A 24,807-nucleotide genomic window follows, 5' to 3' on the forward strand; every position below is an offset into this window, starting at 1 on the left:
AAGAAAAAACCCATGTGGGATATATATTATGAATGCATTTAAGTTTAATTATTTAAAAATAGAATTTAAGCTACGTAAATTAAATTAACCCTCATCGTCTCTCTCGTCGGAAAAAGAGGAATCCGAATGACCAGGGCGTCAAATGGCCAAGATTTTACGCATTAGCCGTCAGGCTATATGCTTAAGCTTATGGAAAAACTCGTTGAACTGAAACGCGCCAAGCTGCTGGCGCTCTCGCTGCTGCTGATTGCAGCCGCCATTTTTATCACTACCCTCGTGCTGCCGCCAACGCCATGGGTCGGTGCGCTAAAGGCTATTTCCGAAGCGGCAATGGTCGGCGCGCTGGCGGACTGGTTTGCGGTCGTGGCGCTGTTTCGCCGTATTCCGCTGCCGTTCGTTGCGCGGCATACGGCGATTATTCCGCGTAATAAGGACCGGATTGCCGATAATCTCGGCTATTTCGTGCAGGAAAAATTTCTCGATACGCCCTCTCTGGTCGCGCTGATCCGGCGCTATGAACCGGCGCTGATGCTCGGTAACTGGTTCAGCCAGCCGGAAAACGCGCGTCGGGTCGGCCAGCATCTGCTGCAGGTGATGAGCGGCTTTCTGGAGCTAACCGATGACGCGCGCATTCAGCGCCTGCTGCGTCGGGCGGTACATAAAGCGATTGATAAGATCGATTTAACCCAAACCAGCGCGATGATGCTGGAAGGGCTGACGCGCGATAACCGCCACCAGAAGCTGCTCGATTCGCTGATTAGCCAGCTGATCGCCCTGCTCCAACGCGACAGCTCGCGGGCGTTTATTGCCCGCGGCATCGTGCACTGGCTGGAGACCGAGCATCCGCTTAAAGCCAGGCTGCTGCCTACCGAATGGCTCGGCGAGCACAGCGCTGAAATGGTTACCGACGCGGTTAACACGCTGCTCGACGAAGTGAGTCAGGATCGCGCCCATCAGATCCGCCAGGCCTTCGATCGCGCGGCGCTGAAGCTGATCGACAACCTGAAGTCCGATCCGCTGATGGCGGAAAAAGCGGACAATATCAAAGCGTATCTGAAAAACGATGAGACCTTTAACCGCTATCTGGGCGAGGTATGGGCCGATCTGCGCGGCTGGGTTAAAAACGATGTTAATAGCGACGATTCACGCATTAAGCAGCGCATTGCCGAAGCCGGTCAGTGGTTTGGCGAAACGCTGCTCCACGATGAGGCGCTGCGCGAATCCCTGAACGAACATCTTGAGCAGGCGGCGCACCGGGTGGCCCCGGAGTTTGCCGCCTTCCTGACGCGCCATATCAGCGATACGGTCAAAAGCTGGGACTCCCGCGATATGTCGCGACAAATCGAGCTGAACATTGGTAAGGATCTGCAGTTTATCCGCATCAACGGCACGCTGGTTGGCGGCACTATCGGTCTGCTGCTGTGGCTGTTTTCACAAATTCCTTCGCTGCTGCATTTACATATTTAATTCAACTTTTTGTTTTTAATGTATTTCTTATATGAATACATATTAACCATTAAAAACACATGGATATTTATGTTGACCCTAAATTTATTGCAGTGTGAAGTGCTGAAATAGTGCGCGCATAAACGGCTATTTATGGCGTAGAGACTCAACAAGGAGCCCACCGATGTTGCAATGGATGACCCGTTTTTTCGCCCGCCATTCCGCCACGCTGTTCTTCCCGGCGGCGCTGATCCTGTATGACTTTGCCGCCTATCTGACCACCGATCTTATCCAGCCGGGGATTATTCACGTGGTGCGCGACTTTGACGCCGACGTGGCGCTGGCTCCCGCCTCGGTCAGCCTGTATATGGCCGGCGGCATGGCGCTACAGTGGCTGCTCGGGCCGCTCTCCGATCGTATCGGCCGCCGTCCGGTGCTGCTCACCGGCGCGCTGATCTTTACCCTGGCCTGCTTCGCGACCCTGTTCACCACCTCAATGGAACAGTTCCTCGCCGCGCGCTTTGTTCAGGGCACCAGCATCTGTTTTATCGCTACGGTTGGCTACGTCACCGTGCAGGAGGCGTTCGGCCAGACAAAAGCCATTAAGCTGATGGCGATTATTACCTCGATCGTGCTGATCGCGCCAATAATTGGCCCGCTCTCCGGCGCGGCGCTGATGCACTTCGTGCACTGGAAAGTGCTGTTCGGGATTATTGCCGTCATGGGGTTTATCGCCTGGCTGGGGCTACTGCTGAATATGCCGGAGACCGTCCGGCGCGGCGACGTCCCCTTCAGCGCCAGCGGCGTGCTGCGCGATTTCCGCGATGTTTTCCGCAACCGCGTTTTTCTGTTCGGCGCCGCCACGCTCTCGCTCAGCTATATTCCACTGATGAGCTGGGTTGCGGTCTCGCCGGTTATCCTGATTGACGACGGCGGGCTGACCACCGCCGAGTTCGCCTGGACCCAGGTGCCGGTCTTCAGCGCGGTGATTATTGCCAACCTGTCGGTGGCGCGCTGGGTAAAAGACCCGACGCGTCCGCGCTTTATCTGGCGCGCGGTGCCCATCCAGATGACCGGGCTGGCGATCCTGATCCTCGGCAACCTGCTGTGGCCGCACGTCTGGCTGTGGTCGGTGATCGGCACCTGCTTCTACGCCTTCGGCATCGGGCTGATCTTCCCGACACTGTTCCGCTTTACCCTGTTTTCAAACGATCTGCCAAAGGGCACCGTTTCCGCTTCGCTGAATATCGTGATCCTTAGCGTCAGCGCGCTCTCTATCGAAGCGGCGCGCTGGCTGTGGTTTAACGGCGGCAGGCTGCCTTTTCATCTGCTGGGGGTGGCGGCGGGGATTGCGGCCGCGTGCTGTCTGGCGGGTTTATTAAGCCGGATACGCCAGCAGCCGGAAGCCGCGCTGGCGCAGGAGTAGCGCACATTGGCTACTCCACGGTCCAGGCTTCACTAAAGCTCTCGTCGGCGAACAGCTCCGTCAGGCCGCTGATCTGTTTCAGGCGCAGCACCTCGTCCGCATCCATACCGAGCTCTTCGCCGATGCGCCGATCGTCCCAGCCCTGGCGATGTAAATCGCGGACGATGTCGGACATTGCCGCGATCTGATGTTTGCCCCTGGCGCGATTATGGCGAATGGTGGCGGCGATGCGCTCTTTCTGCCCTTCGCGTTCGGCATTGATGAGCGTCACCGGAAGATAACCATGCAGGCGCCGGTTCAGCTCCGGGCGACTCTTACCAATCAGGTGGCGATGAAAACCGTCCACGACCAGGTGCCGTCGCTGCTGGCGAGCCACCACTACCGGTTGGGTAAAACCATCCAGTTCGATAGAGCGTTCCAGCAGTTTTTTTTCCACCGTCGCCATCACGTTGGGGTTGTAGTCATTCGCCTCAACCGTTTTGGCCTCGACCCACAGCACGCAGTCCACCGGCTCGCGGCAGAAGGGACTGTGCTGGTGGATCAGGCTCTTCAGCTCGTTAATCGCTTTGATTTTCAGGTCAACATCATCAAACGACTCGAGATATTCAATCACTGTCTTAGCCACATCCGGCGACATCAAAGCGTCCTCCACTCTTTACGTTTGTTACTCACCAGCCGACAGTAGCGCTCATAGTGCTTTGGCTGCGTCGGGCTGAACGACAGCATCCGGCACCAGAAATCGTTTTTCAGCAGCGTCTTGCAGATGCGGCGCCATGAGGGAACATCGCGATAGCCGAGATCTTTTTCCTGCTCGTCGGGAATATCGACAGGGAAACCGCGGGACTGGTACCAGTGCAGATAAATAGCGATTTTATTACGGTAATGCTCGGCGGTTTTTGCCGGCATGCTGTCGAGCAGAAAGAGCGCATACTCGCGCCAGCTAAAATGCGCCGGTTTGCGGATTTTGGTCTTCAGCGCAAAGTAGTCGCCGCTGGCGTTGGCGTAAATCGCGCCGCTGTGCGCGCCGCATACCCGACGGCACATCCGCTCCCAGGTCTCCGGCTCAAGAATGTGATAGAGCCACAGCCCGCGCCGCTGCTCGGGGCCGAAGGGCTCGCAGACGCGCATATTTTTCAGCGGCACCCCGGCGCGATGCATCAGATCATAGAGCGGGTTGTAGGGGAGGCGCGACTTATGATTAAAGATCCAGATGTCGCGGGTCCGCCAGTCATAGAGGGGATAGCAGGTATAGCTGAACCCTTCCGGCGAGGCGGTGGTCCAGGGTTTATCTTCCTCAAAGCGCAGTTTGGTCGGCGAGGTAAGCGCCATATAGCGATGCAGCGACTCGTCGGTGCGGATGCCGATCAGCGAAGCGAGACTGCGCCCCGCGGCCAGCCAGTGGGAAAAGGCCGGTATAAACGCTTCAAAGGTCATTTCCGGCTGATAAAAAGGGAAAAAACCGGCATCGGTGATGGCGTCATCCGGCGGTTGCCTCACCCATTCTTCCCCGGCCCGCCAGGCGACCCATTCCGGCTCATGCTGCGATACGCCGCTCACCGTGGTCATCGGCAGCGCCACCCAGTAAAAGCGGCTTACCACGTCCTGATAGCGCTCTTTCATATTTTGTACGTGCTGGATGGTTAATAAATACTGCGCTTCCCAGTCCACGAACAATACCGCAAACTTTTTCCCTTTTTTACGCGCAACGGCTGCCGCCAGATGAAATAATACCGTCGAGTCTTTACCACCCGAAAAAGATAAACAGACCTGCTCGAAAGTATCAAATACCCAATCCAGGCGCATCAGAGCAGCGTCAAAAACATTCATATTCAGTTTTACGCGTTTCATCCTTCACCCCTGATAAATGAATCGCCGTCAGAATGTACTTATAGGAAAATTCCGTAAGCCAGATAACCTGAAATCAGGTTCATAGATTATTCATCCAGATACCGAACATGCTGAAAAAAGGCGAGCGCGACTAAATGTTATTCACACCATAAAAATCATATTATCTCATTTAAATTCATAAAGTTACGAGAATAACTCCTATTATCTTCGTTTTCTCGGGAGTCCTGTGATCTCAGTCACAATTCTCCGCCGAGCGAGGTCATCAATATCCTTTATTGCGGCCAAAAACATCACGCCATATCGCAACTGACTCTCCGCAATCGGATATAATCAGCAGCCCCGATCCACCGTAACAATATTGATTAAGGAACGCCATGAGCGATATCGATCTCAGCCCGCCGCAACGCGATCTGCTTCGCGAGAAGCTGTCTAAATACTGCGAAGAGAATTTTGAGCTGGAACTGGAGCAATTTGACGCGGAATTCTTTGTCGACTTTATTGCGAAAGAGCTGGGTCCAATGTTTTATAACGCCGGGATTGATGCGGCCATCGCCACCCACCTTGCGTGGGGCGATCGGATTCAGGAAGAGATGGATCTGAAAAAAGTCTACTAGCGGAAGATCAATAAATACCCACAGTAAACAGGGTTATAATGCGACCTCTTTCATCATCTCCCGTGTACGGGGAAGGAAAACCATGTCGCTTATCACCGATCTACCCGCCATTTTTGACCACTTCTCCGCAGCCCGCCAGCAGGGTTTCCTCACGGTCATGGAGCTTAAAGAGCAAAACATACCGCTGGTTGGCACCTACTGCACCTTTATGCCGCAGGAAATTCCGCTGGCCGCCGGCGCGGTGGTGGTGTCGCTGTGCTCCACCTCCGACGAGACGATTGAAGAGGCGGAAAAGGATCTGCCGCGCAACCTCTGTCCGCTGATAAAAAGCAGCTACGGTTTTGGCAAGACCGACAAATGCCCCTACTTCTACTTTTCCGACCTCGTGGTGGGCGAAACCACCTGCGACGGCAAAAAGAAAATGTATGAATACATGGCCGAATTCAAAGCCGTGCACGTGATGCAGCTGCCGAACAGCGCCAGCGATGATGCCTCGCGAGCGCTGTGGAAAGCGGAAATTTTGCGCCTGCAGAAGGTGGTGGAAGATCGCTTTGGTACGCCGATTACCGAAGCCGCCCTGCGCGAGGCGATTATCCTCAAGAACCGCGAACGGCGGGCGCTGGCGAACTTTTATCGCGTCGGGCAGCTCAACCCGCCCGCGCTCAGCGGCAGCGATATCTTAAAAGTGGTTTACGGCGCGACCTTCCGCTTCGATAAAGCGGCGCTGATCGATGAGCTCAACGACATGGCCGATCGGGTACGCCAGCAGTGGCAAGAGGGCAAACGGCTGGAGGCGCGGCCGCGTATTCTGATCACCGGCTGCCCGATCGGCGGCGCGGCGGAAAAAGTGGTGAAAGCCATTGAGGACAACGGCGGCTGGGTGGTCGGTTTTGAAAACTGCACCGGCGCGAAAGCCACCGAGCGCTGCGTGGAGGAGACGGGTGACGTTTACGACGCCCTGACCGATAAATATCTCGCCATCGGCTGCTCCTGTATTTCGCCGAACGACCAGCGCCTGTCCCTGCTCAGCCAGATGGTGGATGAATATCAGGCGGACGGCGTGGTGGATGTCATTTTGCAGGCCTGCCACACCTACGCGGTGGAATCGCTGGCGATAAAACGCCACGTGCGCCAGCAGCACGACATCCCCTATATCGCCATTGAGACCGACTATTCGACGGCGGATATCGGCCAGCTCAGCACCCGCGTGGCGGCCTTTATCGAGATGCTTTAGGAGCGCGCGTGACCATTACCGTAGGGATTGATTCCGGATCGACCGCCACCAAAGGCATCCTGCTTGAAGACGGCGTGATTCAGCGCCGCTTTCTCTGCCCGACGCCGTTTCGCCCCGCCGACGCCATCGTTGAAGCGTGGGAAACGCTCCGCGCAGGCCTGAGCGAGCGCCCCTTTTTAACCTTAACCGGCTACGGTCGCCAACTGGTGGATTTCGCCGATAAGCAGGTCACCGAGATCTCGTGCCACGGGCTCGGCGCGCGCCTGCTGGCCCCGCAGACCCGCACGGTCATCGACATCGGCGGCCAGGACAGCAAGGTTATCCAGCTGGACGAGGCGGGTAATCTCACCGATTTCCTGATGAATGATAAATGCGCGGCGGGCACCGGGCGCTTTCTGGAGGTGATCTCGCGTACGCTGGGGGCCAGCGTCGAGCAGCTCGACAGCATCACCGACGGTATTGAACCCCATGCGATTACCAGCATGTGCACGGTATTCGCCGAATCCGAGGTCATCAGCCTGCGTTCGGCCGGGGTGCCGCCGGAGGCGATCCTCGCCGGGGTGATCAACGCCATGGCCCGACGCAGCGCCAATTTTATCGGCCGTCTGTCGGCGCAGGGGCCGCTGCTGTTTACCGGCGGCGTCAGCCACTGCGCGGCCTTCGCGCGGAGGCTGGAGGGGCACGTGGGTATGGCGGTGCAGACGCATCCCGACGCGCAGTTTGCCGGGGCGATCGGCGCGGCGCTGATCGGCTTACGTCAGAGGAGCCGCCGGTGACGGAATATCTGTTTTTATTTCACTCAACGGTGGGGGTAGTGCGGATGCGCAAAGCCCTGCAGGCGGCGGGAGCGTCCTTCCGGGTGAAGGACATTCCGCGCCAGCTGCGCGGCGGCTGCGGGCTTTGCATTTATCTGAGCTGTGAGCCGGGCGAAGAACAGAAGTGGATTCTCCCCGGCCAAACGGAAGCCCTGTTTCGCGTCGCCGGGGATGATTATCAGCTGCTGGCTCAGTTTCCGCCGCAGGCGTAACCAGGGCGCGAATCATCGCCCGGCGGCGTACAGCGAGCACAATATCCGGGTTTGTTCCCTCAGCCCAGCAGCTGGCGAACGCAGGATTTAAACACCCGCACGCCATCCGCCAGCGCGGCGCGGTCGAAGTGCATCTCCGGATGATGCAGCCCCGGCAGCAGGTCGCAGCCCAGCCCCCAGAACCCGCCCTTCACCTGTGGACGCAGGCGCAGGTAGTGGAAAAAGTCCTCGCTGCCCGGCGTACTCTTCGCTTCCGTTAAGCCGGCTTCGCCAAACGTTTCCCGGATCGCCTGGCTGACGATAGCCGTAGCCTGTTCGTCGATAATCGCGGCGGGCATCTCCTTGACGATCTGGATATCGACGGTGGCGCCGTAAGCCGCCGCGCTGCTCTCTATCGCCCGCACCACCCGCTCTTTCAGCGTCGCCATGCCGTCATTTTCCGCGCTGCGCAGATCCCAGCACACGTGCGCTTTCGCCGGCACCGAGTTGGTAACCCCCGCATCGCACAGAAAGCGCGTCGCTTTAGCGCTCCAGGTCAGCGAAGGCGCCAGATGAATCCCGTTTACCGCCTGCACCGCGTGCGACGCGGCATCCAGCGCGTTAACGCCCAGGTGAGGCCGGGCGGCATGCGCGGCTTTGCCGTGGAAATCGACCATCACCGTCGCCGAGGCGGAGTAGTACATCGCCGGCACCGCCTTGCCCTTCGGACACTCCTCCAGCGGCCTGAGGTGGAAGCCGAACAGCATCTCCACGTCGTCCAGCACGCCCGCTTCCGTCAGCGCGATCGCCCCGGTGCCCAGCTCTTCGGCGGGCTGAAAGAGTATTTTCAGCTTCCCGCGCTTCACCAGCCCTTCGGCGAGGATCTCTTCCGCGGCGGTCAACACCACCGAAGAGTGCCCGTCATGACCACAGGTATGGAGAGCCTCTAAGCGGCCATCGATGATATGGCCCAGCGCATCCATATCCGCCCGCAGCGCCACGACCGGCCCCGGCTTACCGCTATCCAGCAGCGCAACAATGCCGGTGGTGCCGCCGACGTTGCGCTGAACCTGAAACCCCGCGGCTTCTAATGCATCGCCGATGTATGCCGACGTTTTGTGCTCCTCAAAGCCCAGTTCAGGGATTTGATGCAGATAGTTGAAATGCTCTAAAGTTCGCGACACGTCTTACTCCTTGCCTTCTATTATGCAATCACGCGCATGACCAGCATGGCGATGACGGCATTGATAATGCTCACCGCCATCAGCAGCGGCCAATATTTTTTCGGGACATCCGCCACGCCGAGCAGGCGCCCCATGTACTGAAGCTGCGAACCCATGAGGAAAATCGCCGGGATGAGAATCGTGATATCCGCCACGTTGAGGGTGCCTTTGCTCAACAGGCTCACCGCCACGCCGGTTCCCGCAGAGGCGGAAAGCCAGGAGGTCAGCAATACGGTAATGGCTTCACCCGGCAGGCCAAACAGGCCCATCAGCGGCGCGCAGACGTGGCCGATGATCTGCATCACGCCGAGCAAATTCAGCATTTCAGCGATCACGTAGGCCATTAATACATTCGGCATCAGATTGTTGATGGCGATATTAAATCCTTTACGCGCGCCGATAACGAAAATATCGAACGGGTTACTGCCGACTTTTGCCGAATTATTCATTTTCAAAATCCCTTTTATAAGCGGTATTCAGAACCAGACGCGTGATTGCCGCGCCGACAAATTTCAGCACAAACATTAAAAGCAGCGGAATAATGATAGGAATGGTTAACGAAGCGAAAAGCGCTGAGCCAATCGAGAAGTAGTTATTAATCAGACCGGCACCGGAATATTGCCAGGCGCCCATAATAACCAGATCCTTACGATTTATTTTGTCGCTATCATACAGCTCTTTGGTCAGCGCCGCGCCGGCATCGGTACTCTGTAAATCGGTAATCAGCGCCAGGCCGGTATAACCCGGGATCCCGAGCAGCGGGCGAAGCAGCGGGGTCAGCAGCTTATGCGCCGCGCGGATCGCGCCGTAGTGGGTAAATATCTCCAGCAGCCCCAGCGCCAGCATCACCGTCGGCACCAGCGACAGGGCAAACAGGAAGCCGGCCTTGGCGCTGATGCCGCCGCTGCCGATAAAGGTGTTGGTTTCCGGCGTTTTCATGGTGCCGAACGCGCCGCCGAGGGTGGTAAAGTCAAACGCCCCCAGCCAGGCCATGCCCTCAACCTTAAACAGCAACCCGGAGAAAACTAACAATACGACGATCAGTGAAATCCAGGCTCCGGGCCCGACTTTCCACTCATTTGTCGTTTCGTCGGAGGAACATTCCAACGTTTTATTTTCACTCATACCCTGTCCTCTCACATAATGAAATGTTAGTGCGATTGTTTGCAATTTGAAATTATGTCAATTTATTGTTATTCGAATTTATTATTTTCACTGATAAGCTTTTCCATATTCCCTTAATCAGCATCATCACCATTTCTTATTCTTCAACTCCCCGAGCCTTGCCGCCTTAATAGCGCGCCGGGAATAAGCGATGAGAATTTTCCTCCCTGTCAGTTTTTGTCCGAATTACGATTATCTATAACTTGCCGGGATGATAAATACCTGTGAAAGGGTGTTATTGTTGACTACAGGTCAACAAAGGAGCGAGAAACGATGTTGCATGAGAGGCCGATGAGCTATCTGTATGAAGTCGGGATTCAGGGAGGCATTCGCCGGGCCGCCGATATGCTGGGCATCAACCCGTCAGTCATCAGCCGCCAGATAGCGCAGCTGGAACGGGCGCTGGAGCTGCCGCTGCTGGAACGCCAGGGACGAAACGTGGTGCTGACCGAAGCCGGACGTCTGCTGGCGGAGGACTACTACGAAAGCCGTCAGCGCCGGGAAAAGCTGGAAAGTCACCTGAAGGATTTACGCCATATGCGCGGCGGGACTATCTCGGTGAGGATTGGCGGCGGGCTGGTCACCACCTTTATTGAATCGGTGATGAGCACCTTTTCTCAGTCCTGGCCTAACGTGTTCGTGGATATTATTGTCGGCAGCATGCAGGAGATGCTCAACGATATCGCCAGCGGCGAAGCGGATATGGCGGTCGCCTTCGGCCCCATCGGCAACCCGGAGCTTAAACGCCACAGCTTTCAGTGGGGCCCTATCTGCGCCGTGGTCTCGCCACAGCATCCCATCGCTGCCCTGCCCGCCGTCACCATCGATGAGCTTACGCAATATCGCCTGATCGCGCTCACCGACAGCTTTGGCCTGCAGCGCCATATGAACGCCATGTTTAAAACCGCCGGACGGCAGTTTCATCCGGCCTATCGCTGCAACCTCTTTTCCACCGCCATGAGCCTGAGCCAGGCGGGATTGGGGATCTCTTTTATGACCGCATACGCCGCCCGGGAAGCAATAGCCCACGGTATTCTGACCGCGGTCCCCATCGATCATCCCATCGCCAGCAGCGCCCAGTGCCACCTGCTACGCAACTCCGACCGCCGCTTTTCCCCGGCGGCGCATCATATGTGGCGGCTGCTGCACAACGCTTTTCGGGACGCGCAGCGGGCGCTGGCGGCCTGAGCTTATTCGGTCACTACGAATCGGGTTGGCGCAAAGCAGTTCAGCAGCCGATGCATAAGGAAGACCATGGTCAGCGTAACGATCAGCGCCACGGTGACGGAAGTGATGCGGTACAGATCGCTGAACACCAGGTCCTGGTCCGGATGCAGGTTCTGGCCGAACATGATGCCGATGGTGGTAATGCTGGCGAAGCCAACGCCGGCCCCCACCTTCTCCATCACGTGCAGGCGGGCGCTAAACGCCAGGCCGAGACCAATCAGCGGCATCATCAGCACCATATGATTGCTGAAGTCGTAGATAATCAGCTGCACCACCAGGATATAAAGGCAGGCCAGCACCACCCCCACCACGCGCCAGATCGAGCTAATCACCGCGCCGCGATAGTGCATCGGGAACAGAATTAAAATCCCCGCCATTAGCGCCGACAGCGAGTCGCTCAGATCGCAGACCTGAAAGATCACAAAGATCATTGTCGCCACGCTGCCGGAGAGCAGCGATTCGTGGCGAATACGGGCAGCATCTTTTTCAATGCGCGGCGGCGGCTTGCGCGGTTCAACGTCCGGGATGAAGTAGTTCAGCAGCGCGCTGAGCGCCACCGCCATCACGCAGGCCTCCATATTGGAGAACATCAGGGTGTGCCAGTTGCTGGTGGGATAGCTCATAAAGTTGAGCATCGTGCTTTGACACACCACGCCCATCGACCCCAGCAGAAACAGCGGCCCCTGGCTCATAAAGCGAAAGCGCATCACGTACAGGCCAAACACCACCAGCGTCATAATCACCGGCCACTGCGACAGATAGCCGACGATTAATACCATTTCGACGCAGTTCACCGCTGCGCTGAACACAAACTGCCGCGCCACGTGACGGTTAAATACCGGCACCAGCGACAGCAGCATCAGCGGATAAACCACGAAAAAGACGCCGTACTGTACGTCGTAGAAGGTCGAAATGCTCAGTGCGATAGTGCCGGCCACGGCGATGCGCAGCGTCTGGCGAAAATCGTTCGCCGTGTAGACGATGTTGCCGTGCGGGGTGAAGACCCGCGCCAGGGTATTAATAGACATAGTGCAGGAAGCTCACCAGATGGATCTGCGCGCCGGCGAAGGTACGGGCGAACGGGCCATCGCTGTTATAGAGCTGTACCGTCGCGCGGGCGCCAGTGGGCAGCGGCTTATCCAGCGGCTCGTCCAGGGCGACGTGAATGCGCATGCGCTGCGCGTCGCGCACCCAGCGGGTGGACTGCTCCGGCTGCGACAGCTGGCCATTGACCTCTTCCTGTCCGGCCAGAATACCGGCATCGCTGCTAGTGACGTGCGCCGGGAAGACTTTCCCCGGCAGCGCATCAAACACCACCGCGGCATCGGTGTTGACGCCGGTGTGGCGCAGACTCTTCTCGCGGAAATCGGCGACGATATCGGTCTGATTGCTCACCAGCGCCAGCAGCGGCGTGGCGGCGGTGGCGTACAGACCGGGGTTAAGCTGCAGGTTGCTCACCATCCCGTCAGTTTCCGCGCGGACCTTCGTCCAGCCGAGGTTAAGCTGCGCCTCTTCCAGCGCGTTGCGGTACTTCTGCAGCGTGACGTTGCGCCCATCGTCGCGCTCGCCGCGCTGGATCAGCAGATTCTGGATACTGGCGTTGAGCGCGCTGACCGACTGCTCGCTGGTCTGCCAGGTGGTACGCACTTTATCCAGATCCGACTGGGAAACGTTCTGCATGGTGCTCAGGCGCTGGTAGCGATCGAAGGTCACCTTATCGTTGCGCGCGGTGTACTGGGCGGTGCGCAGGTTGGCGCGGGCAGAGGCGATCTGCGCGTCCAGCTGCTGGTTGCTGAGTTTCGCCTGTTCAAGGGCGATCTGCGCCGCTTCCACTTTATTGATAAACGGCGTCGGGTCCAGTTCATAGAGCAGGTCGCCCTTCTTCACCTGGCTGTTGTTGTGCACATAAACATGGGAGACATAGCCGGAGACGCGCGACGAGACCGGCGTGACCACGCGCATCACGGTGGAGTCCGGCGTGAGCGGGATCCAGATATCGGCAACGATAAACCAGGCGAATATGGCCAGGAAGGCGGCAATACTCACCCTTACCCAGCGGGCAAATTTCTGTTCAGGGGTCATCATAGTGTTTTAGATCTTGTTATCTTCTTCGCGGATAGTCCGCAGATTGCAGGCGATTTGATTTAACGTAGCGCTAAAGGCGGCGAGCTGCGCTTCAGGGATAGTTTCGGTGACGCGCTGTTGATAGGTCTCAATCACGCGGTTCAGCTTCTCCAGAATAGCGCGGCCTTCCGCCGTCAGCGTCAGCAGGCGTATGCGTTTGTCATAAGGCGATGTAGAACGCAGCAGATAGCCCTGCTTTTCCAGCTGCGTGAGGGTGCGCATCAGCGGCGGCAGTTCAATGCCCTGCACCTCCGCCAGCTCGCTGACCGAGACGTTATCACCCAGCTGGTGCAGCTGCATTAGCACCGTCCAGCTTGACTGGGTCAGGCCGGTGTCGGTAATGGCAGAATCAATAATCGCGCGCCACTGGCGCACCACCATCGCCATGCGCATGCCCATCGGGCGGCGGGCAAACAGGTCGTCTTCGGTCATCTTTTTTCCTCACTTAACGGTGAGGAAAATAATACTTATCACGATAAGTATCAAGAAACGACGAGTGGATAAGCATGAATTGATAAATTCTATGAATGTATCATCCCCGGTCGCGCTTGCGCTTACCGGGGCTACAGCTCTGCGCGGTCTGGTCGCCCGGACCAGGCGCGTCAAGCGCCGCCTCCGGGAAAATCCCCGGTCGCGCTCACGCTTACCGGGGCTACAGTTCTGCACGGTCTGGTAGCCCGGACAGGCGCGTCAAGCGCCGCCTCCGGGGAAATCCCCGGTCGCGCTCACGCTTACCGGGGCTACGGCTCTGCGCGGTCTGGTAGCCCGGACAGGCGCGTCAAGCGCCGCCTCCGGGAAAATGCCGGGTAACAAATCGCACTTTTTAATTGATCTGATCCCGACGCAGCCCGACATCTTTTAGCTGTTCGTCGCTCATACGCTGCAATGTTCTGCGCGTTTGTTCGCGAAGCCACCATTTTTTGATCACCCGCGCCAGAAATACGAAGCCGATAAACGGCTGTCTTGCCCGATTCTCGTGAAATTCCATCCTCTACCTCCTCACCTTGCCAGAGGCTTTATCTTCACGGATCCGGGGCTAAACAATACAGATTCACAAAATACTTTTCTTTAACATACAGATTCGCTAAAACGTACAGCAGACCTCATTTTTACCGCCAATCTGTACTGGTTTATTGATCTGTATGGCGACGATCAAGGATACAGCATGACCCGCTATCAACATCTGGCCAGCCTGCTGGCAGAACGCATCGAACAGGGGCTGTATCGCCCCGGCGAAAAGCTGCCGTCGGTGCGCAGCCTGAGCCAAGAACACGGCGTTAGCATCAGCACCGTTCAGCAGGCCTACCAGATGCTGGAACAGCAGCAGCTGATCGTGCCGCAGCCGCGATCCGGCTATTTCGTGGCTCCGCGTAAAGCCCAGCCGCCGGTACCGCCGATGTCGCGTCCGGTCCAGCGCCCCGTCGAGATCACCCAGTGGGATCAGGTGCTGACCATGCTCGACGCCCGCCACGATAAATCGATTATCCCCTTCGGCGGCGGCTCGCCGGACGTCACTCAGCCGAGCCTGAAGCCTATCTGGCGCGAGCTGAGCCGGGCAATCCAGCACAACCTTAGCGAAGTGCTGAACTACGACGAGCTGGCCGGACGTCGCGAGCTGCGCGAACAGATCGCCCGCCTGATGCTCGACGGCGGATCGGTGGTCACCGCCAACGATCTGGTGCTCACCAGCGGCTGCCACAGCGCGCTGTCGCTGGCGCTGCTGTCGGTGTGTCAGCCCGGCGATATCGTCGCCGTTGAATCCCCTTGCTACTACGGCACCATGCAGATGCTGCGCGGATTAGGGCTAAAAACCATCGAGATCCCCACCGATCCGGAAACCGGGATCAGCATCGAGGCGTTAGAGCTGGCGCTCGATCAATGGCCGATCAAAGGGGTGATCCTGGTCCCCAACTGCAATAATCCGCTGGGGTTTATCATGCCGGATGCCCGCAAGCGGGCGGCGCTGTGCCTCGCCCAGCGCCACGATATCGTTATCTTTGAGGATGATATCTACGGCGAGCTGGCAACCGAATACCCGCGCCCGCGCACCATCCATTCCTGGGATATCGACGGCCGGGTGATGCTCTGCAGTTCGTTTACTAAAACCATCGCTCCCGGCCTGCGCATCGGCTGGATTGCCCCCGGCCGTTATTACGATCGTCTGCTGCAGATGAAGTATGCCGCCAGCGGCACCAACGTTCCCTCCACCCAGCTGGCGGCCTGTAATTTTATTCGCGAAGGCCACTATCACCGCCACGTGCGGCGGATGCGGCAGATCTACCAGCGTAATATGGAGATTTACACCTGCTGGCTGCGGGAGTTTTTCCCCTGCGGGATCTGCGTTACCCGCCCGAAAGGCGGCTTTATGCTGTGGGTCGAGCTGCCGGAGCAGGTGGACATGGTCTGCGTCGCGAAGCAGCTGTGCCGGCTAAAGATCCAGGTCGCGCCGGGATCGCTGTTTTCAGCATCCGGGAAATATCGCAACTGCTTAAGGATCAACTGCGCCCTGCCGCCGACAGATAAACATAAAGAGGTGATGGTGCAGCTGGGAATGGCGGTGAAGGTGGCGATGGAGTGGGCGCCGGGGTGAGTCTGCGCTGGCCGGTGCTACCGGTTCCCCGCCGTCTGCGGGCCGGTAGCCCGGACAGGTGCGCAAGCACCGCCTCCGGGTTCCCCTCTGTGAGAGTCCAAATACTCTGGCATTATCATCAATACCCCCACGGCATATTGCGCTAAATTACCAGCACGTAAATTTTCGCAGAGTAATCTGCTATATAAACGATTAATAGCAGTAAATAATGAAACACTGACAACCAGTAATAAGATATTGAATAGTCAAACGACTTAATAACCAGCATATAAAAACATCAAATTAAAATATACAACCGCCTGATTCACCAGCAAATATATACCATTTATTTTTGAAAAAACTGACCTGATTGCCTTCCTGTGATAATCCCGATAAATTCACTCATCCCCCTGCGGGAAACTCTAAATATAAAAAACACAACAATATAACCGGGATGAATGTCATGAAAATAACCAAAGATCGGGTGGTTTACGCCATGTCGCGGGATAACACTCCTGTCGCTACCGTCAGCAGCGGAAGTGAAGTGCTGTTCGAAACCTGCGACTGCTTCTCCGACCAAATCACCTCCGCCGATGCCGTGTTCAACGAGCTGGACTGGCAGCGTATTAACCCGGCGACCGGGCCGGTCTACGTCGAGGGTGCCGAGCCTGGTGATGCGCTCAAGGTGACCATCAAGCGCATTACCCTGAGCAGCCAGCAGGCGGTGATGGTCACCGCGCCGCAGCTGGGGGTGATTGGCGACGAGCTTGATGCCCCGAAGGTCACCATCGTGCCCATTGAAAACGACCATGCCGTGCTGCCCGGCAACGTGCGCGTCCCGCTCAACCCGATGGTCGGCGTGATCGGCGTCGCGCCTGCCGGGGAAGCCATCTCCTGCGGCACGCCGGATAGCCACGGCGGCAATATGGACTGCAAAATGATCACCGCCGGCAGCACCCTGTGGCTGCCGGTCAACGTTCCCGGGGCGCTGTTCGGGCTGGGCGATTTACACGCCGCGATGGGCGATGGCGAAGTCTCGGTCTGCGGTCTGGAAATCCCTGGCGAAGTGCTGGTCGAACTGACGGTGGTTAAAAACCGCCGCCTGCCGCTGCCGATGCTCGAAAACAGCGAGACCCTGTTTACCCTCGCCTCGGCGCTGACCCTCGATGATGCCGCCGCCCTGGCCACCCGCAATATGGCGCACTTTATCGCCGACAATACCTCCCTGACGCTGGCTGAAGCGATCAGTATTCTGAGCATCGCCGGCGACCTGCAAATCTGTCAGGTAGTCGATCCGCTGAAAACCTGTCGTTATGCCTTACCGAAATCAGTGGCTGAACAGCTCTCCCTGAGCATCGAAGGGGAGCAGGCATGAGCGTTGAACAATTTGGCTATAAGCAGGAGCTGCATCGGGCGCTGACCTTCCGCGATCTGCTGGTCTACGGCATGATTTTTATGGTGCCCATCGCGCCGTTTGGCGTCTTTGGCTACGTCTGGGACGGCGCGCAGGGTATGGTGGCGCTGGCCTATCTCATCGGCATGGTGGCGATGTTCTTTACCGCCATGAGCTACTGGTCGATGTCGCGCGCGTTCCCTGTTTCCGGTTCGGTATACGCCTATGCCCAACGCGGGATTCATCCCATTGTCGGCTTTTTTGCCGGCTGGCTGATCCTGCTGGACTATATTCTGGTGCCGTCGCTGCTCTATATCGTCAGCGCGGCGGCGCTGGCGCCCATGCTGCCGGGCGTGCCGGGCTGGCTGTGGATTGTCGGCTTTATCGCGATTAACAGCCTGATTAACCTGCGCGGCATTACCTTTACCGCACGCGCCAATAACACGATTCTGATCGCGGAGATCGTGGTGCTGTCAGTGTTCGTCGTGCTGGGGCTGATTGCGCTCTACTCCGGCGCCGGGGCGGGCCATCTGACCCTCGACCCGCTCTACAACGCCGATAAGTTCAGCCTGCCGCTGGTGATGGGCGCGGTCTCCATCGCCGTGCTCTCGTTCCTCGGCTTCGACGGGATCTCCACGCTGTCGGAGGAAACGAAAGGCGGCGTAGATACCGTGGGTAAGGCGTCGCTGGGCGCGCTGATGCTGGTCGGTTCGCTGTTTATCCTGCAGACGTGGATTGCCGCCGATTTGGCGCAGGGCATGACGTTCAGCAGCCTCGATACCGCCTTCTACGATACCGCGAATCTGGCGGGCGGCAGCTGGCTGAAGTACGTCACCATGTGGTCGACGGTGATCTCCTGGGGGATTGCTAACGCCCTGGTGGCGCAGGCCGCCGTGTCGCGTATTCTGTTTGCGATGGCGCGCGACAAGCAGCTGCCGCAGCTGCTGGCGAAAGTGCACCCGCGGCTGAAAACGCCTTACGTCAGCACCCTGTTTGTGGCGCTGATTTCGTTGGCTTCCGGCCTCTGGTTCTACGGCGATATCGATAACCTCAGCCGTCTGGTGAACTTCGGGGCGCTGATGGGCTTCCTGGTGCTGCACATTGCCGTGATAAACCATTACATCATTCGCCAGAAATCGCGCAATCTGGTGGTACACCTGCTGTTCCCGGTGGTGGGGCTGTGCATTATCGGCTTTGTTATTTATGAAATGGACGCGCAGGCGAAGGTGCTGGGGCTGAGCTGGCTGGCGGTTGGCGTGGTCTATTACCTGCTGATGCGCCTGGTGCTCAAGCGCAATGTGGAACTGAAGCTGGAAGGCTAACGCGATTTATCTCCCCGGCTTGCGCTACGCTTAGCCGGGCTACAGGTTCCCCATCGTCTGCGGGCCCGTAGCCCGGACAAGGCGCGTCAAGCGCCGCCTCCGGGGTAATCATGAGGCAGGCTATTTCTTGTTAAGATCGCGAATCATCGCTTCTCTTAAGATCGCATTCAGTCGCGTTTGATAACCTTTCCCGGGACGTTTAAGCCACTCCATAATATCGGCATCAATACGGACAGAAGCCTGAGTTTTTAGCGGTCGGTAAAATTTACCGCGTACGGCATCTGACCACTGTGCGTCGTCTGTGGCGGGAATATCGCTATAATCGATTTCATCATCCGTTTTGTTGGCCAGCGCTTTAAGCTCATCGTCTCGCTTAGCCGTAAGCGTATCCGGATTGTCACGTTTATGTTTAACCATGTTCATAACGATTTCTCTCTTTGCTGTCCGCCTTCCGGGCGCTGATAATACGAATGACCTCTGTTCCACTTTCAAAACGGACCGAATGCGCAACCATGATAACAATGATCCCATGAACGAGGCCGATAGTTTGCCAGCGATATTCACCATTCTCATAACGATCCTGTCGGGAAAAGATGCCGGGGATCGTCAAAGACGAGCACCGCTTCTTCAAACCGGATTCCATGTTTTCTTAGATTACTTATTGCCTTGTTCGCATCCCATTCAAACTCCATTGGCATCATATTCATCCTGATTGTATATACAAAAAAGCATAGACAATTATCCAGGGATAATACTCTCAACGTTGGAAAAAACTTCACATTTTTAAAGCAGGAATTGTAAAAGATGTTCCCGGCTCGCGCTGCGCTTAGCCGGGCTACAGGTTCCCAGCCGTCTGCGGGCCGGTAGCCCGGACAAGGCGCGTCAAGCGCCGCCTCCGGGGAAACAACGCGCAATGCAGCCTCAGCTTTTCCCCGGCTCGCGCTGCGCTTAGCCGGGCTACGGGTTCCCGGCCGCCTGTTCGTCCTCGCCAAAAAACACCATACCTTTATAGGGCTTCGCCCGGCACGCCGCCAGGCGCTGGGCGAGATTGCCAACGTGCAGCTCCAGCTTGTGGCCGTCCGGGTCGAGGAAATAGCGCGACGCGCCTTCGCTTTTATTGGTTTTCCATACCGGGACGCCAGCCGCATTCAGCCGTCCGGCAAAAAGTGCGAAATCCGCCTCCGCAATGCTGAACGCGTAGTGGGTGTAGTCGCTCTCCTCCGGCGAAATGACGCGCCGCTGCGGGTCCAGCGACAGGCACAGCCAGAGGTCGCCGCAGGAGAAATACGCGCCGTTATCCCAGCGGGCGCGTAGCGTCATCCCCGGCAGCTGCTGATAAAACGCCACGCTCGGCGCCAGCTGGCTGACCGCCAGGGTCAGATGATTTAATCCGCTTAACATGGCTTTTCCTCTAATGACGTTACGATTTGCTGGCGCAGCCACCGGTGCGCCGGACCGCGGTGCCAGCGCTCGTGCCACAGCATCAGCATCTCAAACCCGGCGACCGCCAGCGGCGGTTCGACCACCGTCAGCCCCTCTGCTCCGCGCACCAGCCGCTCCGGCAGCACCGCCACCAGCTCGCTGTTGCGCAGCGTCTCCAGCATAAACAGGAAATGTGGCACGGAAAGGACAACCCGCCGCGCCAGCCCGAGATTCGCCAGCGCGCTATCGGTCGCGGCGCTGAATCCTCCGCCGTCCGGCGAGACAATCACCTGCTCCAGCTGGCAGAACTGCGCCAGGCTTAATGGCGACCGCAGCGCCGGGTGCCCCGCTCTACCCGCCAGCACGTAGCGTTCGCGGAACAGCAAACGCTGATGCAGCCCGGGCGGCGCGCCGTCTCGCGTGTGAAAAAACAGATCCACTTCGTCGCGATCCGCCTGCTGTACCAGCCGCGCGGGCTGTAGCTCAAACAGCGCCAGGCGGCTGGCCGGAGAGGCGATGCGCAGGGTATTGAGCACCGGCAGCAAAATCGCCGACGCCATATAGTCCGTCGCCGCCACCCGCCAGGTCTGCGCCGCCGTGGCCGGGTCGAAAGGCTGAACCGGCGCTACCGCCAGCTCCAGCGCCAGCAGCGCATCGCGCAGCGGCCCGCGCAGTTCATCGGCGCGGGCGGTGGGCTGCATTCCGCGCGGCCCCGGCAGCAGCAGCGGGTCGGCGAAAATCTCGCGCAGTCGCGCCAGCTGCACGCTGACCGACGGCTGCGACAGGTTGAGGCGCTGCGCCGCGCGGGTGACGTTATTTTCGCTGAGCAGAACGTTCAGCGTGCGCAGCAAATTGAGATCCAGCCCCTGCAGATTAACCATCACTATACCTGTCATTGAAGCAATTCATTTCTACTATAGCGTCGCCGACTCTACTCTGCTGCTCTCCATTGCTCTGAGGTGATTTCAATGAAAATACTACTGGTTTACGCCCATCCTGAACCGCATTCGCTTAACGGCGCGCTGAAAGATTTTACCGTCCAGCATCTGCAAAACGCCGGCCACGACGTGCAGGTGTCCGATCTCTACGCCATGCGCTGGAAGGCAGGATTTGATGCCGATGACAGCAGCGCCCCGCCGGTCGGTGAAAGCTGGCGGGCAACGCGGGATTCGCAGTACGCCTTCGCTAACGGCACGCAAAGCGCGGATATCGTGGGCGAACAGGAGAAGCTGCTGTGGGCCGATACGGTGATTTTTCAGTTCCCGCTGTGGTGGTTTTCGCTGCCCGCCATCATGAAGGGCTGGATTGATCGGGTCTACGCTTACGGCTTTGCCTACGGCGTCGGCGAGCACAGCGAAACCCACTGGGGCGATCGCTACGGCGAAGGCACGTTCGCGGGGAAACGGGCGATGCTGGTCGTTACCGCCGGCGGATGGGCGGAGCACTACGCGCCGCGCGGAATTAACGGGTCTATCGACGACATCCTGTTCCCCATTCAGCACGGGATGCTGTTCTATCCCGGCTTTGAGGTGCTGCCGCCGGTGGTGTTCTACCGCACCGACAAACTCGATGAACAGCGCTTCGCCACGCTGCGCGAGGCGCTGGCCCGGCGGCTGGATACCCTCTCCGAAACGCCGCCCATTCCCTTCCGTCGGCAGAATCACGGCGACTATCTGATCCCCTCTCTGAACCTGCGTCCGGAGCTGGCGCCGGGCGAAAACGGCCTCGCTATCCACGTGAAGCCTGTGTGAATCTCGGTGGGTGATATTCGCGGCGCGGCGAATATCGCCACAATTCATAAGGTGAACTGTGAGCCTCCACGCAATAACGTCATCCCGCCCCGCTGCGCCCCTTCGCATATTGATAGCGATCAAGAATAATCATACCGTCTGGTCGGTATGATTCGGGCCATGAATATGGAAGCCCAACATCGTAAAAAAGATCCCGTCCGCCTGCATAAGCAACTGCTGGAATCCGCCGCCACCATCGCCGGCCGGGACGGCATCGCCTCGCTGTCGCTGAACGCCGTCGCGCGCGAAGCGGGCGTCAGCAAAGGCGGTTTACTGCACCATTTCCCCAACAAGCAGGCGCTGATTTTCGCCCTCTTTGCCCGCCTGCTGGCGATTATGGAAGAGGCGATTGCAGAGCTTATGGCCGCGGATAACGTCTCTTATGGCCGCTTTACCCGCGCCTATCTGCGCTATCTGTCGGCGCCGGAACTCACGGATACCCAGGAGAGCCGCCAGCTGATGGTGCTGTCGCTGGCCATGCCGGATGAACCGGTGCTGCGAAAATGCTGGCGCGACTGGATGCTGGACCATCTGGCGAAAGGCGATGAACTGGACAATAGCCATACCGGCACGCTGGTGCGCTATGCGGCGGACGGCATCTGGCTATCGGAATTAACCGAGGGGCGCACCATGAGCCCCGGGCACCGGCAGTCGCTGGTCAGCGATCTGACGAAGATGACGCTTCCTGCGTGAAGCATATATACACTAAATAATTCGCGTTGCAGGAAGGCGGCAAGGGAGCGAATCCCTGGGAGCATAGATAACTATGTGACCAAGGTGAGCGAACGCAGCCAACGCACCAGCAACGTGAAGTATGACGTGATAGATTGAGGCCACGATGCGCTATAACATCCATGGCCGTCTTATTTATGATGCAATGGACGGCACGCTAACGTTACCGGGAAGCGATGAGGCGGACAGCCAGCTGTCCATCACCGCCAACGCGCTGCTGTGGTTCTTCCTGCGCCACACCGAGGTGGTCAGCCGCGATGAGGTGCTTAAAAAAGTCTGGGATGACAACGGGTTAACCTCATCCAACAGCAATCTCAATCAGTACCTGAGCATGCTGCGCAAAACCTTTCGCCACTACGATATCGACAACATTATCGTCACCGTGTCGCGCGGACTGCTGCAGCTCAATCCGGATCTCACCATCGAGAGGCTCGACGCCAGCCCGGAGCCGGAGCAGCCGCCCGCGGCAGAAGCCGAGCCAGACCCGGCCGCAGTCCCGGAAGAACAAAAGACCGTTTCCAGCCGCCACGCGCGCGGTACCTGCTGGTATCTCGCCGGCGGCTGCCTGCTCACTATCGCCCTGCTGCTGGTGGTCTGCAGTTTTCTCGGCGGCAGCACATCGCACCCCATCACCCTGACGCAAATGCGCCACAGCCAGTGCGAGCTGCTGGCCAGCGATGAGATGCTGCGCTCCGTTGCCGGAACCGCCTACGGCAAGAATTTTGATGCCGTGCGCCAGCGCCTGAAGCTGGAATGCAAGCCCGGCGAACGCTTCGTCTTCTTCTATGGCGACCGGCTGGAAACCAACGGCCTGGGCCGGGTATTCCTCGCCCACTGCGCGATGCATGAAGATAACCCGTTCAGCTACTGCGATAACTATTTTTACTATTCATGGAAACCGCAATGAGACTCGCCCCGCGCCCCTTTTTCGCCCTCTCCAGCCTGGTATTTATTGCCGCCGCCGGGTTCTGCGCCTGGAAGCTGCTGCCGGTCGAAAACGGCGGGGTGATGAGCTGCTCGACCAAAGCGATTATGCGCTTTGAGAATATGGAGAAGGAGAACGTTAACGGCAATATCCATTTCAATTTTGCCGCCAACGGCAAAGGGTCGATGGTCGTCGAGGGCTACACCGATTCCGCCGCCGGCTGGCTTTATCTCCAGCGCTACGTCAAATTTAGCTACACCAGCAAACGCATCTCCACCACCGAGCGCCACTATCGCATCAGCAAGTGGGAATCCAGCGCCTCGTCCATCGATGAGTCGCCTGACGTGATCTTCGACTATTTTATGCGCGAGATGTCCGACAGCCACGATGGCCTGTTCCTCAACGCGCAGAAGCTCAATGAGAAAGCCATTCTTCTCAGTTCTATCAACTCCCCGCTCTACGTCTGCACGCTGAAGTCCGGCAGCAAGCTTGACTAAGCTCACACCCGCTTTTCCTTCCTCACTTTCCCGTTAGTAAAACCGCACGTTTTGCATTTAGCCTGCCGAAGAAAACGCGATCCCCCCCACACTTCATACATCGTCAAATTACCCCCGATCTGCAATAAATTAGCAACTTATTAACATCAATCCGCCTCCGGTTAAATGGTGAAAAAAGCGCCACAATCGTCACTCAATTCGCCCCGCCATCGCAGCACAAATGCATAAATCAGCGCCTTAATTAACCTAAATCACAGAGCAAAAGACTAAAAATACCACTCTAGCAGATTTAAATTTCACTTCACTCGCCATTCCCTATAGTGAATCCCGAACGCCGCATCCGCGTCCTGACGCCGTTACGCGGTCGGTTTTCCGAATCACAAAACTGTTCTGGAGGAGAAACCATGGGTGATGCATTAGGGCTTATCGAAACCAAAGGTCTGGTGGCCTGCATTGAAGCCGCGGATGCGATGTGTAAAGCCGCCAACGTCGAGCTGATTAGCTATGAAAACATCGGCTCGGGGCTGGTGACCGTGATGGTGAAGGGCGACGTCGGCGCAGTGAAAGCGGCGGTGGATTCCGGCGTCGAATCCGCGCAGCGCATCGGTGAAGTGGTGACCTCGCTGGTTATCGCTCGTCCGCATAACGACATCAACAAAATCGTCATTAAACACAAGGCCTGATGGCCAGGAGAACGCAAATGGGTGATGCATTAGGTCTGATTGAAACCAAAGGGCTGGTGGCCTGTATCGAAGCGGCGGATGCGATGTGTAAAGCCGCCAACGTGGAACTGATTGGCTATGAAAACGTCGGCTCCGGCCTCGTCACCGCGATGGTGAAAGGCG

At 57.8% G+C, this 24,807-nt stretch carries 28 protein-coding genes and 1 pseudogene; 16 read left to right on the forward strand and 13 right to left on the reverse strand.

Annotated features, from left to right (window positions below; genetic code table 11):
* Positions 1-177: 177 nt before the first annotated feature.
* Together ABLV30_RS12890 and mdtM are read left to right on the forward strand one after the other, a co-directional pair.
* The gene (locus ABLV30_RS12890; RefSeq protein WP_265801736.1) at positions 178-1,467 is read left to right on the forward strand and encodes a DUF445 domain-containing protein; all 1,290 of its coding nucleotides are present in this window, start codon (positions 178-180) and stop codon (positions 1,465-1,467) included.
* A gap of 163 nt (positions 1,468-1,630) precedes the next feature.
* The gene (gene mdtM, locus ABLV30_RS12895) at positions 1,631-2,872 is read left to right on the forward strand and encodes a multidrug efflux MFS transporter MdtM (RefSeq protein ID WP_025108166.1); all 1,242 of its coding nucleotides are present in this window, start codon (positions 1,631-1,633) and stop codon (positions 2,870-2,872) included.
* A gap of 10 nt (positions 2,873-2,882) precedes the next feature.
* On the opposite strand, the gene ABLV30_RS12900 is transcribed toward mdtM, so the two are convergent.
* Both ABLV30_RS12900 and ABLV30_RS12905 read right to left on the reverse strand, forming a co-directional pair.
* Positions 2,883-3,509, reverse strand: coding sequence for a ParB/RepB/Spo0J family partition protein (locus ABLV30_RS12900; protein WP_014227775.1), 627 nt, complete (start codon positions 3,507-3,509; stop codon positions 2,883-2,885).
* On the reverse strand, positions 3,509-4,720 hold the full coding sequence (locus ABLV30_RS12905; RefSeq protein WP_265801733.1) for a DUF3440 domain-containing protein: 1,212 nt from the start codon (positions 4,718-4,720) through the stop codon (positions 3,509-3,511). The genes ABLV30_RS12900 and ABLV30_RS12905 overlap by 1 nt, the downstream gene beginning before the upstream one ends.
* Positions 4,721-5,094: 374 nt before the next feature.
* Between ABLV30_RS12905 and ABLV30_RS12910 the strand changes: the two genes are divergently transcribed.
* From ABLV30_RS12910 to ABLV30_RS12925, 4 genes are all read left to right on the forward strand, one after another.
* On the forward strand, positions 5,095-5,334 hold the full coding sequence (locus ABLV30_RS12910) for a DUF2164 domain-containing protein (protein WP_009652824.1): 240 nt from the start codon (positions 5,095-5,097) through the stop codon (positions 5,332-5,334).
* 82 nt (positions 5,335-5,416) lie between these two features.
* Positions 5,417-6,568, forward strand: coding sequence for a double-cubane-cluster-containing anaerobic reductase (locus ABLV30_RS12915; protein ID WP_025108164.1), 1,152 nt, complete (start codon positions 5,417-5,419; stop codon positions 6,566-6,568).
* Positions 6,569-6,576: 8 nt separating this feature from the next.
* Positions 6,577-7,344 (forward strand): putative 2-hydroxyacyl-CoA dehydratase activator YjiL, encoded by a 768-nt coding sequence (gene yjiL, locus ABLV30_RS12920; RefSeq protein WP_014837323.1) that lies wholly within the window; start codon positions 6,577-6,579, stop codon positions 7,342-7,344.
* Positions 7,341-7,595 (forward strand): DUF3343 domain-containing protein, encoded by a 255-nt coding sequence (locus ABLV30_RS12925; RefSeq protein WP_014227770.1) that lies wholly within the window; start codon positions 7,341-7,343, stop codon positions 7,593-7,595. Before yjiL ends, ABLV30_RS12925 begins: the two co-directional genes overlap by 4 nt.
* Before the next feature lie 59 nt (positions 7,596-7,654).
* On the opposite strand, the gene ABLV30_RS12930 is transcribed toward ABLV30_RS12925, so the two are convergent.
* The 3 genes from ABLV30_RS12930 to ABLV30_RS12940 are packed head-to-tail and all read right to left on the reverse strand — an operon-like array spanning position 7,655 to position 9,922.
* The gene (locus ABLV30_RS12930; protein ID WP_221842223.1) at positions 7,655-8,758 is read right to left on the reverse strand and encodes a M20 peptidase aminoacylase family protein; all 1,104 of its coding nucleotides are present in this window, start codon (positions 8,756-8,758) and stop codon (positions 7,655-7,657) included.
* A gap of 20 nt (positions 8,759-8,778) precedes the next feature.
* Positions 8,779-9,246: a YjiG family protein gene (locus tag ABLV30_RS12935; protein WP_004128539.1), complete on the reverse strand. Its 468-nt coding sequence runs from the start codon at positions 9,244-9,246 to the stop codon at positions 8,779-8,781.
* Positions 9,239-9,922 carry a nucleoside recognition domain-containing protein gene (locus ABLV30_RS12940; RefSeq protein ID WP_014227768.1) on the reverse strand — a complete coding sequence of 228 codons (684 nt, stop codon included), beginning with the start codon at positions 9,920-9,922 and terminating at the stop codon, positions 9,239-9,241. The genes ABLV30_RS12935 and ABLV30_RS12940 overlap by 8 nt, the downstream gene beginning before the upstream one ends.
* Before the next feature lie 312 nt (positions 9,923-10,234).
* On the opposite strand from ABLV30_RS12940, the gene ABLV30_RS12945 reads away from it, so the two are divergent.
* A complete protein-coding gene (locus tag ABLV30_RS12945; RefSeq protein WP_049102130.1) occupies positions 10,235-11,149 on the forward strand; it encodes a LysR substrate-binding domain-containing protein in 915 nt (304 codons plus the stop codon).
* A gap of 2 nt (positions 11,150-11,151) precedes the next feature.
* Here the strand turns inward: ABLV30_RS12945 and ABLV30_RS12950 are convergent, their stop codons facing one another.
* The 4 genes from ABLV30_RS12950 to ABLV30_RS12965 all read right to left on the reverse strand — a co-directional run bounded on the left by ABLV30_RS12950 (position 11,152) and on the right by ABLV30_RS12965 (position 14,300).
* Positions 11,152-12,216 (reverse strand): DUF2955 domain-containing protein, encoded by a 1,065-nt coding sequence (locus tag ABLV30_RS12950; protein ID WP_004098265.1) that lies wholly within the window; start codon positions 12,214-12,216, stop codon positions 11,152-11,154.
* Positions 12,206-13,273 (reverse strand): HlyD family secretion protein, encoded by a 1,068-nt coding sequence (locus tag ABLV30_RS12955; RefSeq protein ID WP_004098264.1) that lies wholly within the window; start codon positions 13,271-13,273, stop codon positions 12,206-12,208. Before ABLV30_RS12955 ends, ABLV30_RS12950 begins: the two co-directional genes overlap by 11 nt.
* A 6-nt stretch (positions 13,274-13,279) precedes the next feature.
* Positions 13,280-13,744 (reverse strand): MarR family transcriptional regulator, encoded by a 465-nt coding sequence (locus ABLV30_RS12960; protein ID WP_014227766.1) that lies wholly within the window; start codon positions 13,742-13,744, stop codon positions 13,280-13,282.
* A gap of 391 nt (positions 13,745-14,135) precedes the next feature.
* Positions 14,136-14,300 (reverse strand): DUF1127 domain-containing protein, encoded by a 165-nt coding sequence (locus tag ABLV30_RS12965; RefSeq protein WP_064507003.1) that lies wholly within the window; start codon positions 14,298-14,300, stop codon positions 14,136-14,138.
* A 177-nt stretch (positions 14,301-14,477) separates the two neighbouring features.
* On the opposite strand from ABLV30_RS12965, the gene ABLV30_RS12970 reads away from it, so the two are divergent.
* The 3 genes from ABLV30_RS12970 (at position 14,478) to ABLV30_RS12980 (ending at position 18,596) form a co-directional block, all read left to right on the forward strand.
* A complete protein-coding gene (locus tag ABLV30_RS12970; RefSeq protein ID WP_049082924.1) occupies positions 14,478-15,902 on the forward strand; it encodes a PLP-dependent aminotransferase family protein in 1,425 nt (474 codons plus the stop codon).
* A gap of 442 nt (positions 15,903-16,344) precedes the next feature.
* Positions 16,345-17,256: an acetamidase/formamidase family protein gene (locus ABLV30_RS12975; protein WP_154920075.1), complete on the forward strand. Its 912-nt coding sequence runs from the start codon at positions 16,345-16,347 to the stop codon at positions 17,254-17,256.
* Positions 17,253-18,596, forward strand: coding sequence for an APC family permease (locus ABLV30_RS12980; RefSeq protein ID WP_046878035.1), 1,344 nt, complete (start codon positions 17,253-17,255; stop codon positions 18,594-18,596). The genes ABLV30_RS12975 and ABLV30_RS12980 overlap by 4 nt, the downstream gene beginning before the upstream one ends.
* Positions 18,597-18,716: 120 nt before the next feature.
* Here the strand turns inward: ABLV30_RS12980 and ABLV30_RS12985 are convergent, their stop codons facing one another.
* The 4 genes and pseudogenes from ABLV30_RS12985 to ABLV30_RS13000 form a co-directional block, all read right to left on the reverse strand.
* A complete protein-coding gene (locus tag ABLV30_RS12985; protein WP_014227757.1) occupies positions 18,717-19,019 on the reverse strand; it encodes a BrnA antitoxin family protein in 303 nt (100 codons plus the stop codon).
* Positions 19,006-19,294 (reverse strand): annotated as a pseudogene (locus tag ABLV30_RS12990) (BrnT family toxin). The gene ABLV30_RS12985 and the pseudogene ABLV30_RS12990 overlap by 14 nt, the downstream one beginning before the upstream one ends.
* Before the next feature lie 259 nt (positions 19,295-19,553).
* Positions 19,554-19,997, reverse strand: a complete 444-nt coding sequence (locus ABLV30_RS12995; protein WP_265801728.1) for a FosA family fosfomycin resistance glutathione transferase — start codon at positions 19,995-19,997, stop codon at positions 19,554-19,556.
* Positions 19,991-20,899 (reverse strand): LysR family transcriptional regulator, encoded by a 909-nt coding sequence (locus tag ABLV30_RS13000; RefSeq protein ID WP_348865606.1) that lies wholly within the window; start codon positions 20,897-20,899, stop codon positions 19,991-19,993. The genes ABLV30_RS12995 and ABLV30_RS13000 overlap by 7 nt, the downstream gene beginning before the upstream one ends.
* A gap of 87 nt (positions 20,900-20,986) precedes the next feature.
* Between ABLV30_RS13000 and ABLV30_RS13005 the strand changes: the two genes are divergently transcribed.
* The 6 genes from ABLV30_RS13005 to ABLV30_RS13030 form a co-directional block, all read left to right on the forward strand.
* Entirely contained in the window at positions 20,987-21,769 is a 783-nt protein-coding gene (locus ABLV30_RS13005) for an NAD(P)H-dependent oxidoreductase (protein WP_064375699.1), read from the forward strand.
* A gap of 147 nt (positions 21,770-21,916) precedes the next feature.
* Positions 21,917-22,501: a TetR/AcrR family transcriptional regulator gene (locus tag ABLV30_RS13010; RefSeq protein WP_004098242.1), complete on the forward strand. Its 585-nt coding sequence runs from the start codon at positions 21,917-21,919 to the stop codon at positions 22,499-22,501.
* 145 nt (positions 22,502-22,646) lie between these two features.
* Complete coding sequence (locus tag ABLV30_RS13015; RefSeq protein WP_064358752.1) at positions 22,647-23,447, forward strand: winged helix-turn-helix domain-containing protein; 801 nt, start codon at positions 22,647-22,649, stop codon at positions 23,445-23,447.
* Positions 23,444-23,962, forward strand: a complete 519-nt coding sequence (locus ABLV30_RS13020; RefSeq protein WP_004098240.1) for a FidL-like protein — start codon at positions 23,444-23,446, stop codon at positions 23,960-23,962. The genes ABLV30_RS13015 and ABLV30_RS13020 overlap by 4 nt, the downstream gene beginning before the upstream one ends.
* A gap of 404 nt (positions 23,963-24,366) precedes the next feature.
* The gene (locus ABLV30_RS13025; RefSeq protein WP_004098239.1) at positions 24,367-24,645 is read left to right on the forward strand and encodes a BMC domain-containing protein; all 279 of its coding nucleotides are present in this window, start codon (positions 24,367-24,369) and stop codon (positions 24,643-24,645) included.
* A gap of 17 nt (positions 24,646-24,662) precedes the next feature.
* Positions 24,663-24,807 (forward strand): BMC domain-containing protein (locus tag ABLV30_RS13030; protein ID WP_048996074.1); only part of this gene is annotated, 145 nt, incomplete at its 3' end.

The sequence above is a fragment of the Klebsiella sp. CN_Kp113 genome, from assembly GCF_040064585.1.
GTDB lineage: Bacteria > Pseudomonadota > Gammaproteobacteria > Enterobacterales > Enterobacteriaceae > Klebsiella > Klebsiella michiganensis.